Annotated in this window: 13 protein-coding genes; 5 read left to right on the plus strand and 8 right to left on the minus strand. The window is 69.1% G+C overall.

Annotated elements, in window-relative coordinates; translation table 11 throughout:
• Positions 1-47: 47 nt before the first annotated feature.
• Complete coding sequence (locus tag ACWIHY_RS24330; RefSeq protein WP_454377777.1) at positions 48-1,055, plus strand: helix-turn-helix transcriptional regulator; 1,008 nt, start codon at positions 48-50, stop codon at positions 1,053-1,055.
• A 339-nt stretch (positions 1,056-1,394) separates the two neighbouring features.
• Positions 1,395-3,611, plus strand: coding sequence for a hypothetical protein (locus ACWIHY_RS24335; protein WP_454377778.1), 2,217 nt, complete (start codon positions 1,395-1,397; stop codon positions 3,609-3,611).
• Positions 3,612-3,788: 177 nt separating this feature from the next.
• Here the strand turns inward: ACWIHY_RS24335 and ACWIHY_RS24340 are convergent, their stop codons facing one another.
• From ACWIHY_RS24340 to ACWIHY_RS24355, 4 genes are all read right to left on the minus strand, one after another.
• Complete coding sequence (locus ACWIHY_RS24340; protein ID WP_454377779.1) at positions 3,789-4,646, minus strand: geranyl diphosphate 2-C-methyltransferase; 858 nt, start codon at positions 4,644-4,646, stop codon at positions 3,789-3,791.
• A 34-nt stretch (positions 4,647-4,680) separates the two neighbouring features.
• Entirely contained in the window at positions 4,681-5,931 is a 1,251-nt protein-coding gene (locus ACWIHY_RS24345) for a family 2 encapsulin nanocompartment cargo protein terpene cyclase (RefSeq protein WP_454377780.1), read from the minus strand.
• 164 nt (positions 5,932-6,095) lie between these two features.
• Positions 6,096-7,508, minus strand: coding sequence for a family 2B encapsulin nanocompartment shell protein (locus tag ACWIHY_RS24350; RefSeq protein WP_454377781.1), 1,413 nt, complete (start codon positions 7,506-7,508; stop codon positions 6,096-6,098).
• Between the two features lie 274 nt (positions 7,509-7,782).
• Positions 7,783-8,619 carry a hypothetical protein gene (locus tag ACWIHY_RS24355; RefSeq protein ID WP_454377782.1) on the minus strand — a complete coding sequence of 279 codons (837 nt, stop codon included), beginning with the start codon at positions 8,617-8,619 and terminating at the stop codon, positions 7,783-7,785.
• A gap of 289 nt (positions 8,620-8,908) precedes the next feature.
• On the opposite strand from ACWIHY_RS24355, the gene ACWIHY_RS24360 reads away from it, so the two are divergent.
• Entirely contained in the window at positions 8,909-9,220 is a 312-nt protein-coding gene (locus ACWIHY_RS24360; protein WP_454377783.1) for a hypothetical protein, read from the plus strand.
• A 326-nt stretch (positions 9,221-9,546) separates the two neighbouring features.
• Here the strand turns inward: ACWIHY_RS24360 and ACWIHY_RS24365 are convergent, their stop codons facing one another.
• The 4 genes from ACWIHY_RS24365 to ACWIHY_RS24380 all read right to left on the minus strand — a co-directional run bounded on the left by ACWIHY_RS24365 (position 9,547) and on the right by ACWIHY_RS24380 (position 12,788).
• Positions 9,547-10,149, minus strand: a complete 603-nt coding sequence (locus tag ACWIHY_RS24365; protein ID WP_454377784.1) for a dihydrofolate reductase family protein — start codon at positions 10,147-10,149, stop codon at positions 9,547-9,549.
• 278 nt (positions 10,150-10,427) lie between these two features.
• Positions 10,428-11,369, minus strand: coding sequence for an NAD-dependent epimerase/dehydratase family protein (locus ACWIHY_RS24370; protein ID WP_454377785.1), 942 nt, complete (start codon positions 11,367-11,369; stop codon positions 10,428-10,430).
• A gap of 9 nt (positions 11,370-11,378) precedes the next feature.
• Complete coding sequence (locus tag ACWIHY_RS24375) at positions 11,379-11,630, minus strand: response regulator transcription factor (RefSeq protein WP_454377786.1); 252 nt, start codon at positions 11,628-11,630, stop codon at positions 11,379-11,381.
• Positions 11,631-11,822: 192 nt separating this feature from the next.
• Positions 11,823-12,788: a LysR family transcriptional regulator gene (locus tag ACWIHY_RS24380; RefSeq protein ID WP_454377826.1), complete on the minus strand. Its 966-nt coding sequence runs from the start codon at positions 12,786-12,788 to the stop codon at positions 11,823-11,825.
• Positions 12,789-12,825: 37 nt separating this feature from the next.
• Here ACWIHY_RS24380 and ACWIHY_RS24385 point away from each other — a divergent pair, with 37 nt between their 5' ends.
• On the plus strand, positions 12,826-13,719 hold the full coding sequence (locus ACWIHY_RS24385) for a serine hydrolase (protein ID WP_454377787.1): 894 nt from the start codon (positions 12,826-12,828) through the stop codon (positions 13,717-13,719).
• A gap of 83 nt (positions 13,720-13,802) precedes the next feature.
• A complete protein-coding gene (locus ACWIHY_RS24390) occupies positions 13,803-14,798 on the plus strand; it encodes an MBL fold metallo-hydrolase (protein WP_454377788.1) in 996 nt (331 codons plus the stop codon).
• Positions 14,799-14,800: the final 2 nt, after the last annotated feature.

Below are 14,800 nucleotides of genomic sequence, written 5' to 3' on the forward strand. Positions count from 1 at the left end.
TCCTTATAGGAAGACTTCGTTCCTAAAAAGAAGGCAGAGTGCCAGCCATGCTGGAAACTTCCGCACGCCTTCTCAAACTCCTGTCCCTGCTCCAGTCGCCGCGCGACTGGCCCGGGTCCGAACTCGCCGAGCGGCTCGGGGTGAGCGGCCGGACCGTACGCACCGACATCGAGCGCCTGCGCGAGCTGGGCTATCCGGTGAATGCCACACGCGGTGCGGCCGGCGGCTACCGGCTGGCCGCGGGGGCCGCCATGCCGCCGCTGCTGCTGGAGGACGACGAGGCGGTCGCGGTCACCGTGGCCGTACACACGGTGGCGCAGGGCGCGATGGCCGGGATGGAGGAGGTGTCGCTGCGGGCGCTGGCCAAACTGGAGCAGGTACTGCCGTCACGGCTGCGGCGCCGGGTGCGGGCCCTGCAGCAGTACACGATGCCGGTGTCCGCCGACCGGCCGTCCCCGGCGGTCGACACCGAAGTCCTGATGACGCTGACGGCGGCGTGCCGGGACCACGAGCGCCTGCGCCTGGACTACCGCGATCACGCCGGGGCCGTGACCCGCCGGCTGGTCGAGCCGCAGCGGGTCGTGAACTGGGGGCGCCGCTGGTACCTCGTGGCCTGGGACGTCGACCGTGACGACTGGCGCACCTTCCGGGTGGACCGCCTCACGCCGCGTACACCGGCCGGACCACGTTTCGCGCCCCGCGAGGACCCGGACGGCGACGCGGCGGCGTACGTCGCGGGCAAGGTGTCCGCAGCGGCGTGGCGGTACCGGGCCCGGGTGACGGTGCACGCCCCCGCCTCCGCTGTCCTGGAGAGGATCAACCCGGCGGTAGGCATGGTGGAGGCGACGGATGCCGATACGTGCGTGCTGGACACCGGGGCCGATTCGCTGGACAGCCTCGCCGTACACCTGGGGATGCTGGGCCACGACTTCACCGTGACCGGCCCCCCGGAACTGGTCGGCCACCTGCGGGAACTGGCGGACCGGTATGCCAGGTCGACACCACCGCGGGACACGGACCCGTCCGCCAGCGGGCCCGACGCGTCCAGAGGCTAGGGCGAGACCCTCGTGATCATCTGTTGTCAGGCGCACCCCACGGGGTGGCATATGCCACCTGGACGGGCGCACGTGGCGTGAAGGTTCAGCCTCGCTGTGGTGGGCTGAGGAAGTCGGCCGGCAGATCCAGCCCGGCGCGCTTCCCTTCCCTCGCGCCCATTCCACGACGGCGGTGAACGCGGTCACCCCTGCGCGCCGGCTGTCGGTTCCCGCACGGCGCGGTTCCTGTGACAGACCGCCCAGGTGACGGCCGTGCCCCGGAAGGCCGAGAAGAAGCCCGAGAAGAACACGAAGAGAAGGCGCCCGAGGAGAAAGCCCGACGAGAAGGAGCACGAACCGATGACAATGATCAGCGACCCCACGGCTCTCGACGGCCAGCCCCAGTCGTCACGGGAGATCGAAATCGAGGACTTGACCGTGCGGCAGGAGTTGGCGGAACTCCAGGAAAAGACCGCGGCCGCGGAGCTCGAAGGCGGTGAACAGGCTGTCCAGCTTCAGGCGAGGCTGGCGCGGCTGGAGGCGCACGCCGCGCTCAGGGCGACGGATCAGCCCGAGAGGCGCCTGGTGCGCGGCCGGTACCGCAGCGCCGGAGCCGGAACCCAGCTGGAACTCCGAGTCGACGTGGACGGCATCCGGCCGACCATGTGCGTGAGCGGTGACTTCTTCGAGAACAGCGGATCCACCTCCAGCTACGCCGGGTCGTTCGTCGTCGAGGCGCCGACGATCACACAGGTACCCGGCACGGTGAAGCTGGAAGGGCAGGGGAGGTTCAGCTTCTCCAGCGGCTCCCGGCACGTGCGGGTGACCATCCCCCGCGGGGCGAACGTTCCCCCCGCGCCGGGCACCGCCACGGTGCAGTTCTCGGCGGGGCCGGGGGCGGCGCCCAGCGCGACGTACCTCTGTTCTTTCGTCTCACCGCACTTCCGCAGCGTTCAGCTCGAGCAGGACTCCGTCGCCGGGACTGTTCCGTTCATCTCCTACGACACCGGCTCCCTGCCCCAGCCGCCGTCCAGCCTCCCGCGCACCCTCACCGTGCCGAAGGCGTACGAGGAGGCGGGCATCGAGATGCAGGTGGCCGGCGCTCCCAACGTCATCCCCTTCCATGAGGCCGGCCCCGACGCGAAGTGGGACCCGTCCGAGCTGCACAACGCGATGGTCAACCACTTCAGCCTCTGGAAGGACGCCCCGCTGTGGCGGGTGTGGACCCTGGTGGCCACCGCGTACGTGCAGGACGGCACCCGCGGGATCATGTTCGACTTCGGCGGAGCCTTCCAGCGGCAAGGCTGTGCGGTCTTCCACAACGCGATCCAGGGAACCGACCCCGCCAGTCAGCGCGCGCAGCTGCGCACCCACATCCATGAACTCGGCCACGCCTTCAACCTGTACCACTCCTGGCTGAAGAACAGCGCGAGCCCTCCGCAGCCGTTGGGTCCCAACGGGGGCCTGGGCGACCTGTCATGGATGAACTACGCCTGGCGGTACCAGCCCCCGCCTCCGGCGCCGGGCGGGGAGCCGGCGTACTGGGCGGCCTTCCCGTTCCAGTTCACCGACAACGAGCTGGTTCACCTCAGGCACGGCTTCTACCGCGATGTGGCCATGGGAGGGAACCCCTTCGGTGTCGGCGCCGCCGATACCGACGCCGATCTGTTCGGCAACCCCGTGGTGAACAACTCCGGCCTCGCCCTGGAGCTTCGCTCGCCCAGCACCTTCCGCTACGGGCAACCGGTCGTCGTCGAACTCAAGCTGTCCACCACGGACCTGAACGGACGGACCACGCACGGGCGCCTGGACCCCGAGGAGGGCTTCGTCACCATCGCCATCTGTACCCCCTCGGGCGATGTCAAGACCTACCGGCCACCGCTGACCCGCTGTGTGGACCACGCCGACGAGGTCCGGCTCGACAGCGAGCGGCCGGCGATCTACAAGAGCACGTACATCGGCTACGGCAAGGACGGCTTGTACTTCCAGCAGCCCGGCCGGTATCAGCTGCGCGCCCAGTACGTCGCCTCGGACGGATCCCGGGTGCTCTCCCAGGTCCACCATCTGACGGTCCGTTCGCCCCGCACCGACGAGGACGAGAACGTGGCCGAGCTGATGATGGGCGACGACCAGGGCATGCTTTTCTACCTTCTCGGTTCGCCCAGCGAAACGCTCGCCTCCGGGCGGGACGCGCTGGACGAAGTACTCGCCCAGTATCCGGACCACCCTCTCGCCGTCTACCCGGCACTGGTCAAGGGTGTGGACTCCTCCCGGGACTTCAAGTACCTGCCCGCGGACCGGAAACCCTTTATCAAGCCGGCCGCCCACCAGGAGAGCATCGACCAACTGAACAAGGTCGTGAGCGCCTCGTCGGAGAACCGTGGCGTCGACAACCTCACTCTGGGCTGGGTGATGAAGCGCCGCGCCCGCATGGAGGCCAGAGCGGGCCGCCTCGAGCAAGCACGGCAAACCGCGGACGACATGGTTTCCATCCTCAGCGAGAGGACACACAACCCTTCGGTCCGGCGGGACATCGAGGCCCAGGCACAGCACCTCAAGGACACGCTGCACCGGTGAGTACTGGTAGGGCCTGCGATCGAGTGTGACCAGGAGCTCTCGAACTCGGGAGCCGTGCGTTCACCCCCCCCGGCGAAGCACCATCAGCATGACGAGGGTGTTCGCGACGGGGAGGGGTGTGGGCCGCGACCGGTGGTCGCGGCCCACACCCCTGCAACGGCAACGGCTCCGGGCCGGTCAGACCTTGTCGGCGGCGATCAGCAGATACTGGAAGCTGCCGTCCTTGTAGGCGTCCAGGAAGGCCTTCTCGATGCCGGTGGCCAGCGGGGACTTGGCGCGCAGTTCCCAGTAGGGGATGGTGGCCGCTGTGAGGTCGACGACGCTGACGGGGACGAGGCGGTTGGCGGCCATTTCCTTGAAGTAACTGCTGCGGGGATGAATGTTGCAGATGTAGTGGGCGTTGATCTCGCTCACGGCCCGGGACGGCAGTCCGTAGGCGTCGTTGTAGCAGCCGGTGATGGTGACATAGCGGCCGCCGTGCTTGAGCAGCCTGGCGTATTCGGGGAACAGCAGGGCCAGGTCCACGTACATGGTGCTCTCGTTGTTCCAGATGGCCTGGAAGCTGTCGCTCTCGAAGCCGGTGTGGAGCATGTTCTTCAGGTGGAAAGCGACCTTGTCGTCCACGCCGCGCTCCTTGGCCTGGGCGTTCGCGAAGGCGACCTGGGTTTCGGAGATGGAGACGCCGTCGACGCGGCAGCCGAAGCGGCTGTGGGCGACGAAGCTGCTGCCTCCGCGGCCCGAGCCGGAGTCCATGAGACGGTCGTCGGGGGTGATGTCGCCGAGGTGGGTCATCAGCAGGTCGGACTGGGCGCATTCCAAGCGGTGGAGCTCCGCGGTGAGACGTTCCTGGCGGGTCTCTTCGGGGCCTTCGAGGACCGACCAGTTCACGTCGCCGATGCCGTAGTGGTGGTGGTAGATACCGTCGACCTCGCCCAGACGGAGGTTGACGGGGTTCTTCTCCTGGTTCCAGTAGTTGGCGACGGACTTCTGGTAAAGGCTGCGCAGGGGATGGGCCGTGGTGTTCTGGACGGACATGGGCTTCTCCTTCAATACGGGTTTCTTCACGGGTTCAGTTGGCTTCGTGGTAGCGGGCGCTGGTGGCGTGCCACTGCTTGCTGCCGCCCATCCATCCCCACAGGCCGGCCAGGTAGCGGCGCAGCTGGGGGGAGCCGGCCGCTGCCAGGACGGCGCAGTCGGCCTCGACGGTGTGCATGAGCTCGTCGTGGATGGCAGCCGTGCGGTCGACGGCTTCCTGGAGCGAGCAGTTCTCCTCGGCGGCGATGAGGTTGGGCAGGTTGGTGTCGCCCGGGTCTTCCTTGGCCATCGAGTAGACGTCGTTGAGCAGGACGTTGGCCATACCCGCATAGAGGTAGGTGCGGCGCACGGTGGGGTCGGCGAACTCGTGGGCGGGCAGTTCGTAGCCGCCGACCGGGTCGATCAGCACCATGCAGGGGTAGAAAGCGTTTTCGTAGCGGTGCAGGAGGTACTCCCAGACCGCGGGTTTGCGCCCGCTGCTGCGCCATTCGGCTTCCTGTCCGTATCCGACGAACATGACGGCGAGTTCGTGGCGCAGGCGTGCCATTTGAGTGGTGCTGGCGATCTGGGACAGGTGGGCGAGGCTGGACCGGAAGGCACGCAGGACGGGCTGCTTGTGGACGATTTCCTCGAATTGCGCGAGGTACCGGGCGGGGAGGCGGACCGGGTCGACCACGGCGTGGGCCATCGCCAGGCGGGAGCCCAGGAGCTCCGGTTCTGTGTCGTCTCCTTCGTCGACCCAGTGGTCGTCCACGGACCATTCCGCGAGCCCGCAGCGGGCCGCGGCCATCAGGCGATCGGGGTCGTCGCAGTCGGGGTGGGCGAGCATGAACAGGCGCCCGAACTGGTGCGAGCGCAGGCGTTCGAGGCGGCCGGTGAAGATGCCGACCTCCGCGGCCCAGTCGACCAGGCGATTGTTCACCTCCTCCCCGAGGGCGGGGTCGTCCCGCACCGCGTCGGGGCAGTACAAGGGCGGAATCCGCACCGCCGTGTCCTGGCCGGCCGCGGGGCCTTGCGTGGCGGACGGTGGGGCCTCGTCCTGTCCTGCGGGCAGCGCCGCTCTCGGTGCCGCGGGCGGGGTGAGGGACTGGAAGGCGCGGGCGGCGGCCGTGCCCAGCCCGCCGGGGCCGGCCAGGAGGCGCTCGAGCGCGCCGTGCGAGGACGGGACCGGTAGGGCCTCCCCGGCCGTTCGGGGTGCCGGCGCTTTGGGGAGTACTGGTGGGTGGGCGGCCGGCGGCCCGTTCCACGTCCACGGCGGGACGCCGGCGCCACTGCTTCGGGGCATGCGAGGAGTGCCTTTCGGGTGGGGGTGGTTGGGCGTCTGATGGCAGACGGGCGTGCCCGCTCAGGGGCCCGGAACGTGCGTGCAGGTCCGGCCGGACGCGAACGCCGTGCGGTCGGCCCGCGCGCCGGGGCCGGCGGGGAGGGTGATGTGTCGGTCGGCTTCGGTCAGCGCCAGCGGCCGACTTCGACGTCCTCCAGGATGCCGAGGGCGTCGGGGACCAGGATCGCGGCCGAGTAGTACGCGGTGACCAGGTAGGAGATGATCGCCTGCTCGTCGATGCCCATGAACCGCAGAGACAGGCTCGGCTCGATCTCGTCGGGGATCCCCGACTGCCGCAGCCCGATCACGCCCTGGTCGTCCTCGCCTGTGCGCATGCACAGGATCGAGGTCGTACGAGCCGCACTGACGGGGATCTTCCCGCACGGATAAATCGGCACACCGCGCCAGGACGGGATGCGGTGCCCGCCGACGTCCACCGGCTCCATCGGCAGGGCACGCTTGTTGCACTCACGGCCGAACGCGGCGATGGCCCGGGGGTGGGCGAGGAAGAACTTGTTGCCGCGCCGCCGCGAGAGCAGCTCGTCCATGTCGTCGGGACTGGGTACCCCGTCGTGGGGCTGAAGACGCTGCGCGTAGTCGCAATTGCTGAGCAGCCCGAACTCCGGGTTGTTGACGAGCTCGTGTTCCTGGCGCTCGCGCAGCGCCTCAAGGGTGAGGCGGAGCTGCTGCTCGGTCTGGTTCATGGGCTCGTTGTAGAGGTCCGCGACGCGGCTGTGGACTTTCAGGACCGTCTGCGCGACGGAGAGCTCGTACTCGCGCGGCTCGGGCTCGTAGTCGACGTAGGTGTGGGGGACGACCGGCTCGCCCACGTGCCCCGCCGCGAGGTCGATCGCCGCCTCGCCGTACCTGTTGGTGCGCTGCTGCGGGAGCGCCGCGATCGCGTCCAGGTGGCTGCTCAGCGACTCGGCGCGTGCGGCGAGGCTGTCGACGTCGCTCCTGGACAGGACCAGCAGCGTGCAGGCGGTGGTGGCGCGGAACGTGCACTCCCAGGCCTGCTCCGTCCCGGTCAGGCACTGGTCGCCGAAGTGGGCGCCGTCGGCCAGGAAACCCAGAACAGGGTCTTCGTCGTACGAACCGGTGCCGACCTTGTCCACGCGCCCGTGCGCGAGTAGGAAGACACGATCCTTCGGAGCGCCGGCACGGGCCAGCACTGTGCCCGGTGCGCAGTCGACCTGCTCGCAACGGTCGGCCAGCTCGCTCAGCACGGCATGGTCGCCGTACCCCCTGAGCGCCGGCAACTCCCCGAGCTCAGCCGGGATGACCGAGACCCGCCCGCCGGTCTGCACGAAAGTCACCCGACCGTCACCCACGGCATGGCTCAGCCGCCGGTTCACCCGGTAGGTGCCGCCCTGGACGTCCACCCACGGCAGCATCCGCAGCAGCCACCGCGAGGAGGTTTCCTGCATCTGAGGAACGGACTTCGTGGTTGTCGCCAGGTTCCGCGCGGCGGAAGTCGACAGACTTTGTTGCCCGGACGCCTGAGCTTGCACGTCTTCGCGGTCGGCTTCAACTGCCATATGTCTTCCTCTGCTCACCTGCGGGTACGCCGACTCACACTCCCTCTGGATCACTTCGCTTGTCATCACACGAAAGAAGGCGAATGCGCCCTTACTGTCTGGGTAGCCGGACAGCCGTGTCGTTTCTTCGCACAAAGTTCCACAAGAGAGTTCTCTGACCCTCAAGTTCGGCGTGACGCCGCAAGAGCCGGGCCGCTGCCCGCATCGGCCGAGATGCGTCACCTGCGAACGCCATGTCGACAGCCCCCGGGGGCTGTCGACATGGCCTGTGGCTTCAGGCGGGACGCGGAGCGTCCAGGAACCGGTGGAGGGAGGCCGTCATGCTGGTCACGAAGGCGTCGCGGGTCCGCTCGGAGACCAGGTCGAGGGAGAGGTAGGGGTTGAGGTCCTCCAGCTCGACGAGGAGCAGGTCGCCCTCCGGGGTGCGGCAGGCGTCCACCCGCTGGATGCCGTGGTCGAGGGTGTTCCAGTCGATGAACCGGCGGGCAAAGGCCAGGTCGGCATCGGTGGGCTCGTAGGGCTCCAGGACCCAGCGCCGCTCGGGGTCAGGGGCGTGGAGGGCGTACTGGAAGTGATCGTCGATGTAGTAGAAGGACACCTCGTATCGGAAGTTGATGCGCGGCTGCACGAGGATGTCGCCGTAGGGGAGGGCGCCCAGCTGGTCCGGAGGGACGAAGGTCAGGCCGATGGAGTCCGCGCCTGCCTTCGGCTTGACCGCGTACTGCCCGGCTTCCGGCAGGAGATTCAGGTCCTGAGGCCGGTCGACGGTGGGGATGACCGGGTATCCGGTGGCGGTCAGGTCGAGGAGGTACTGCTTGCCGGCCATGTCGCCGCGGCCGGACAGTGGGTTGTAGACCCGGACACCGCGCTCGGCGGCCTGCTGCCGGAAGGCGTCGTACTCCTTCTGGTAGTGCAGTACGGGGCCACTGTTGCGGACCACGACCGCGTCGAAGGCGTTCATCAGCGCGGCGGCATCCAGCGGGTGACACAGGGCAAAGTCGAAGTCGTTGCGCAGCCTGGAGGTCAGAAAGATGTCTTCGTCGCAGTAACGCCGTCCCCGGGCCTGGTAGGCGAGATCGGTCACGAACAGAACGCTGGGGCGGACGGGCAACGTGCCATCTCCTTATGCGGTGGCCACCAATTTACCCGTCCTGTGGACCGGTCCTCCTGCGAGGCCGTGCCCGCTCTTCGTCCCGACCGTCGCTGACCCGTGACGCTCGGAGTGGCCAACCGGCCGCTCGGCCGAACGCGGTGACACCGACCGTTCCAGTTGCCCCTTTCGCGTGCAGGTTGGCCCGGTTGAGGGCTGGGACATGCCGCCCTCTGGTAGGACACGGTGGGGATGTCCCGACGGTGTGCCTCCACGAGGCGACCGCTCATCGAACGAACCAGGAGATGTCATGAGCCTCACCGCGCGAACGGCACTACGCATCGCGGCGCTCCTTGCGGCCACCGCCCTCGCCCCGGTCCTCACTGCCGCCCCCGCCCATGGGTCGGAGCCCCGGGTCATGGGCACTGCGCCGTCCTGCGTCAAGCGGGACGTCATCAAGCACGACAAGTACGTGAAGGTCACCAATACGTGCGGCGAGGCGATGCACCTGAAGGTGGTCATCGACTGGGGTCCCGACTCCCGTTGTCTGACGTATCAGCCGGGACAGCAGTGGGAGTGGAACTGGGGTCGCGGCTCGTACGGCAAGGTCGTCACCTGCTAGACCCGCTGCGAGGACGCGCCGTTCCTGGGCCGTTGCGGGTCCACCGTGCGCAGAGACTCGTGGGGTTCCCCACGCCTGCTCACCTGGGCACCCGCCCCGACCCGGCGCGGACCGGCCGACGGCCCTGGACGGCCCATGCTCGGGCGGTGCACGCGATCGACCGTCCGGCCGTGTGGGCACCGCCTCGCTGAGCGTCTCACGCAACCGCCACCGACGCCGCGACCGCCGCCCCTGCCACGCCCGCCCCCGAGCCGATGAGCGAAGCGCACGTCGACCACATTCGGGGGCGGGGGCGGGGGCCGGGTGTGGCAGGGGGCGAGACGGCCTTACGCGGTGGCGGTCTTGCGGGCGTAGGTGAGGAAGGCTGCGCCGGACTTCAGGACGGTGTGGTCCGTGAGCTCCCAGCCGCACGGGTCGAACGCCGCCTTGTGGGAGAACAGCGGTATCCCGGAGCCTATGGTCATCGGGCTCAGCTTGATGACCAGCCCGTCGATCTCGGAGTACAGCGCACCGGCGAGTTCGCCACCGCCGATCAGCCAGATGTCCTTGCCGTCCTGCTGCTTCAACTGCCGTACTGCCGCTACCGGATCGCTGGCGACCAGCTCCACGCCCGGGTCCGGGCTCTCGCTCAGCGTCCGGGAGAACACCAGGTGCCGCAGATGCGGATAGGCGTTGGCCATGCCGGCCTTGAGGCCGAGCTCGTAGGTCCGCCGTCCTTCGACGACGGTGTCGAAATGCGTGCCTTCGGCCGTGATGGACAGTGCGGCACGCGCCGGGGCGGGCAGTGTTTCCGGGTACTCGGTGATGATGTGCTGGATGTAGTCCTCAGCGATCGGCCAGAAGCCGTCCGGACCAGTGGGGTCGCTACCGTCAGGCCCCGCGATGAAACCGTCGAGGGTGGACGCGATGTAGTACACAAGCTTGCGCACGGACGACCTTCCGTTGATCAATGGGCAGCGGCCAGCAGCGAGCGGCGTGAAGCGGACATGAGCCGTACAGCCCCCCAGCCGGCCCCTGGATTCTCCATGATCACTGCATGCCTGTCATGGAGCAAGGGGTTACTCGACGGTGCCAGCCAGACAGAGGTCTGCCGAGAGCCGGGCGCCGTACGCGCCGAAGGGGAAGACACCGATTCCACGGCCGCTCGTCCATGCGCCTTTCTCGGTCACGGCAGCCCGTCACCGTGCGGACCGTCTCCCGCCGGACGTCACCCGGCGGCGGCCAGTCGCTCACGCCACCAGTCCACCGTCGCCTTGACCTGCTCATCGACGGGGGTGGCTCGAACCGTGAATTCGGCTTCGTAAGCGCTTGAATCAACTACGAAAGGATGGTCGAACTGATAGCGAATCTCCTTGAGTTCGCGGATCAGCGGCGAGAATACCGATGCGACACCGAGCGCCGCCGACGGCAGCCTGCGCACCGCGACCGGCCCCGTCTCCGCCTGAGCGGCAAGGCGGTCGACCATCTCCCGGGTGGAGAGCGCGGGCCCCGTCGGAACGTGCCAGGCGCGTCCCCAGGCCCGCTTCTCGTCCGCGACCTCGACCAGGGCCCTGGCCACATCGGGGAGGTAGCTCCAGCTGTGCGGAGCGTCCGGGTCCCCGAGCGTGGAGATCGGCTTACCGCGCAGCAGCCGTGGCACGACCCGCGCGGCCAGGTGCCCGCCACCGGTCACGCCGGGTCCGAAGAAGTCCGAGGCCCGCACCTCGACCGCCTTGATACGACCCCGCTCGTGGAGTTCCTGTACCCGCTCCCAAACGGCGGCGCGCACAAGCCCCTTGGGGCCGGTCGCCGCGAGTGGAAGTTCCTCGGTCATGGGACCGTCGACCGGACCGTAGCCGTAGAGGTTGCCCAGCATGACCAGAACGGCTCCGGTCGCCTCGGCCGCCGCACAGACGGACGAGGTCAGGGGCGGCATTTGCCGCGCCCAGCGATGGTAGGGCGGTGCGGCGCAGCCGTAGATCGCGGCCGCGCCCTGCGCGGCGTCGGTCAGCCCTTGGCTGTCCGACGCGTCCAACGTTACGTGCTCGATGCCGGGCTCCGGGCTTCGGCCCGACTTGGTGACGACGCGTACTGAATGCCCCTGTCCGGCCAGGAGCCGAGCAGTGGCCGCCCCGGCGGGCCCGAAACCTATGACGACATGAAGGTTCACGCGCACACACTAGCGCGCGTGCGCGTGCTGATGCTGTGTCAGGAGCGGGTGCCGGTACGATCTCCGGCCCCGCACCGTGCCTTCGCTGAGGAAGAGGCGGGCCGCGATCTCCCGGTTGGTCGATCCAGGGGCGATCAGGCGCAGCGCTTCGGTCTCGCGTCCGGTCAGTACGGAACGGGTCGGCGCGGCCGGCGGCCAGTTCGGCCGAGGGCAGGTTCTTGCGCAGTATCCGACCACCCCTGCCTGAAGCGCCTGCGCCACTTACGTGTCGTCGTCAATGTCGCGGACCACCCGGGGTGCCACGCCGCCTCGCAGCCACACCGTGCCCGCACCCACGCCCGGGGTGGACCCGGTGAGCGCCTGCACGCTGTGGGGCCGGGGTGAGCTCTGCCGGACGACGTGCCGGTCGGTGTCAGGTGTACATCCCGGGGCCATGCTCCGGGATGTACATAACTACCCGTACACCACCGACCACGGGCGGGGCTGACCGTCCGGCGGGTGCGGGTGCGGGTCATTGCCGGGGCGCGGGGCCGCCGTGCGGTCGCGGGCGAGCACGTCGGCTGCGAGGTCCGCGAAGTGAGGGGCGGCCGGGTGGGCAGACCGGCCGGCGGGCCAGGCGCCGGTGATCCGTCGGGTGAGGGGGCGGCCTGCCAGGGGTCGCCAGGCGACGCGGGCTTCCTTGCGTGCCACCGGCCCCTGGTCGAAGGCGATTCCGTGACCCGCGGCGACCAGGGCCAGCAGGAACTCGGGGTTGGAGGCGTGCCGCAGGCGGCCGGGTACGAAGCCCCCGGCGCGGCACGTGTCGAGTATCCGGTCGTACCACCCGGGGGCATGTGCGCGCGGGAAGAGCACCAGATCGTGGCCGGACAGTTCGCCGAGCGCGACCTCGGGAAACCGGGCCAGCGGTGACGTGCGGGGCAGCACAACTCCGAGGTCCGCGCAGACCTCCGGACCGAGGCGAAGTTCGGTGGCGTCCACGGGCTGGTGGACGAGGCCGACGTCGAGTCCGCCGGAGGAGAGCAGGCGCAGTTGTTCCTCGGTGGTGACCTCCTGCAGATCGACGGCCAGGCCAGGGGAGTGCTCCGCGCAGGCGGCGAGCAGCGTGGACAGCGTCGAGGCCGTGGTGTCGGGTGGTACGCCCGCGCGCAGAGTGCCCAGGCCGCCGTCCCCGGCACGCCGGGCCAGCGTGCGTAACCGGTCCTCACGAGCCAGGAGGTCGCGTGCCTCGTCCAGCAGCACCACCCCGGCGGCGGTCAGTCGTATCTGGCGGCGTGACCGGTCGAACAGTTCGGCGCCGAGATCCTTCTCCAGTCTGCGTACGGCCTGGCTGAGCGGCGGCTGAGCCATGCCCAGTTGGTCGGCGGCCCGGCTGAAGTGCAGCTCGTCGGCGACGGTGACGAAAATACGCAGGTGGCGCAAGAGATCCACACCAGAACCTTACGTGAGGGGCGAACCGGTGGTCGAGGACAGGATCCGAGAGGTGTTCGCGGAGGCGGGCGCAGAGGGAGCGCTGCACGCGGTCCCTGTCGGAACGGAGTGGGGGAGCGAGGAGGTGGCGGTCGGCGCGGATGATCCCGTCGTGATCGCCTCGGTCTTCAAGGTGCTGCTGGTTCTGGAGTTCGCCCGGCAGGCGGCCGCCGGCCAGCTCGACCCCCGCGAGCGGATACGGGTGACGGCGGGGGACCGGCTCGGCGGCTGGGGCACGGCCGGTTGTATGGACGACGTCGAGCTGTCGCTGCGCGATCTGGCGTTCTTCGCGATGTCGGTCAGCGACAACTCGGCGGCGGATCTGCTGCTGGCGCGGGTCGGCCTGGACACGGTACGGCTGCTCACCGGGGAACTCGGTCTCGACGGGACCGTGATCGTGGGCGGTCCTCGTGACGTCCTGGAGTCGATGCTCGCCGAGGTGGGGGCACGCGACGAGGCGGAGTTCGCCGTCCGTTACCCGGCTCTGCCGGACGACCGCAAGAGACGGCTGAGCGTGCTGGACCCCCGGCGGACCAATGCCAGCACGCCCCGCGAGATCACCCGGCTGCTGCGTCTGATCTGGCGCGATGAAGCGGGCCCGCCGGAAGCCTGCGCCCAGGTCCGTGATTTGATGGTCCGTCAGGTATTCAGACACCGGTTGGTGTCGGGGTTCCCCAACGACGTGACGGTCGCGGCAAAGACCGGCACTCTGCCGGGGCTGCACATGGAGGCGGGGGTCGTTCAGTATCCCGACGGCAGCCGCTACGCCGTCTCCGTCTTCGCCCGTACCCGCGAACTGAACGCCTCGCGGCCGGCGGTGGACGCCGCGATCGGTGCCGCGGCCAGGATCGCCGTCGAATCCCTCCGCGGCGCAGTAGCGTGACCTGGTCTCATATACATTTTCGTATAAGGGCGGCAGGGTTTTGATCTTGGACGAGGAAGGTCGGATCCTGATCTCCTGGCGCCATGAGCGACGAAACAGACGCACAGCGCATGCACAGGTTCGGCCGACGTACGGTGCTGCGTGGCGCCGCGCTCGGCGTCGCGGCCGCCCCGCTGCTTCCCTCCATTTCCGCCGCGTCCGAGGCGTCCACCCGCGGGGCCCCGGCGGCCGGCTCGGCGTCCTTCCGCTGGCTGGGCACCTCCGGCTGGCGCATCGACATCGGCGGCCGGACCGTGCTCTTCGACCCGTACCTCACCCGGTTCAAAACCGGCCTGTTCGAAGGCGCCTTCAACCCGGCGACAAAGCTGACAACCGACCCTGCGGTGGTACGGGAACACATCGGCCGCCCCGAAATCGTCCTGGTCAGCCACTCCCACTGGGACCACCTCGCCGATGTGCCGTACATCGCCCGGTCCACCGGCGCCCGGATCGTCGGCACCGAGACCACCTTTCATCTGCTGGTCGCGTTCGGTGTCGACCCCGACCAGATCTCGGTGGTGAAGGGCGGCGAGGTGTTGGACCTCGGTGGGTTCACCATCGAGGTCGTGGCAAGCCTGCACAGCCGCAACAAGCGCCACTCCTATTTCGCCCCGGGCACCTTGAACGCGCCGCCTGCGGCGGCCCCGGGCACGATCTCCGACCTGCCGGAGGGCGACACGCTCGCCTTCCAGGTGAAGGCCGGGAGCAGTGGCCCCTCGGCGTTCCTGATGGGCGCCAGTGACTTCTCCGAGCGCACCGCGCAGGGACTCCGACCCGATCTGGCAATGATCGCGGTCCCGTCCAGCACCGCCACGCACCACTATGTGCGTCGGCTGCTACGGGCACTGGGCGAACCCCGTGTCGTCGTGCCCGTCCACTGGGACAACTTCGAGGAGCCGTTGAGCGAGCCCCCACGCCGCGATCCGGCGATGGACCTGGACGCATTCCTCGCCGAGGTCCGCCGGGAGTCTCCGACGAGCCGCATCGTCGTCCCGGATTACCGCACCCGGTACGGCGGCGACATGCGGCCCAGGCGCTGAAC

It is taken from the genome of Streptomyces sp. NPDC055287, assembly GCF_053646035.1.

Coding starts and splice junctions, on each gene's coding strand:
- ACWIHY_RS24340 (WP_454377779.1), bottom strand. CDS start 4,646: ATGTCCGTCCAGAACACCACGGCCCATCCCCTGCGCAGCCTTTACCAG.
- ACWIHY_RS24345 (WP_454377780.1), bottom strand. CDS start 5,931: ATGCCCCGAAGCAGTGGCGCCGGCGTCCCGCCGTGGACGTGGAACGGG.
- ACWIHY_RS24330 (WP_454377777.1), top strand. CDS start 48: ATGCTGGAAACTTCCGCACGCCTTCTCAAACTCCTGTCCCTGCTCCAG.
- ACWIHY_RS24390 (WP_454377788.1), top strand. CDS start 13,803: ATGAGCGACGAAACAGACGCACAGCGCATGCACAGGTTCGGCCGACGT.
- ACWIHY_RS24350 (WP_454377781.1), bottom strand. CDS start 7,508: ATGGCAGTTGAAGCCGACCGCGAAGACGTGCAAGCTCAGGCGTCCGGG.
- ACWIHY_RS24360 (WP_454377783.1), top strand. CDS start 8,909: ATGAGCCTCACCGCGCGAACGGCACTACGCATCGCGGCGCTCCTTGCG.
- ACWIHY_RS24335 (WP_454377778.1), top strand. CDS start 1,395: ATGACAATGATCAGCGACCCCACGGCTCTCGACGGCCAGCCCCAGTCG.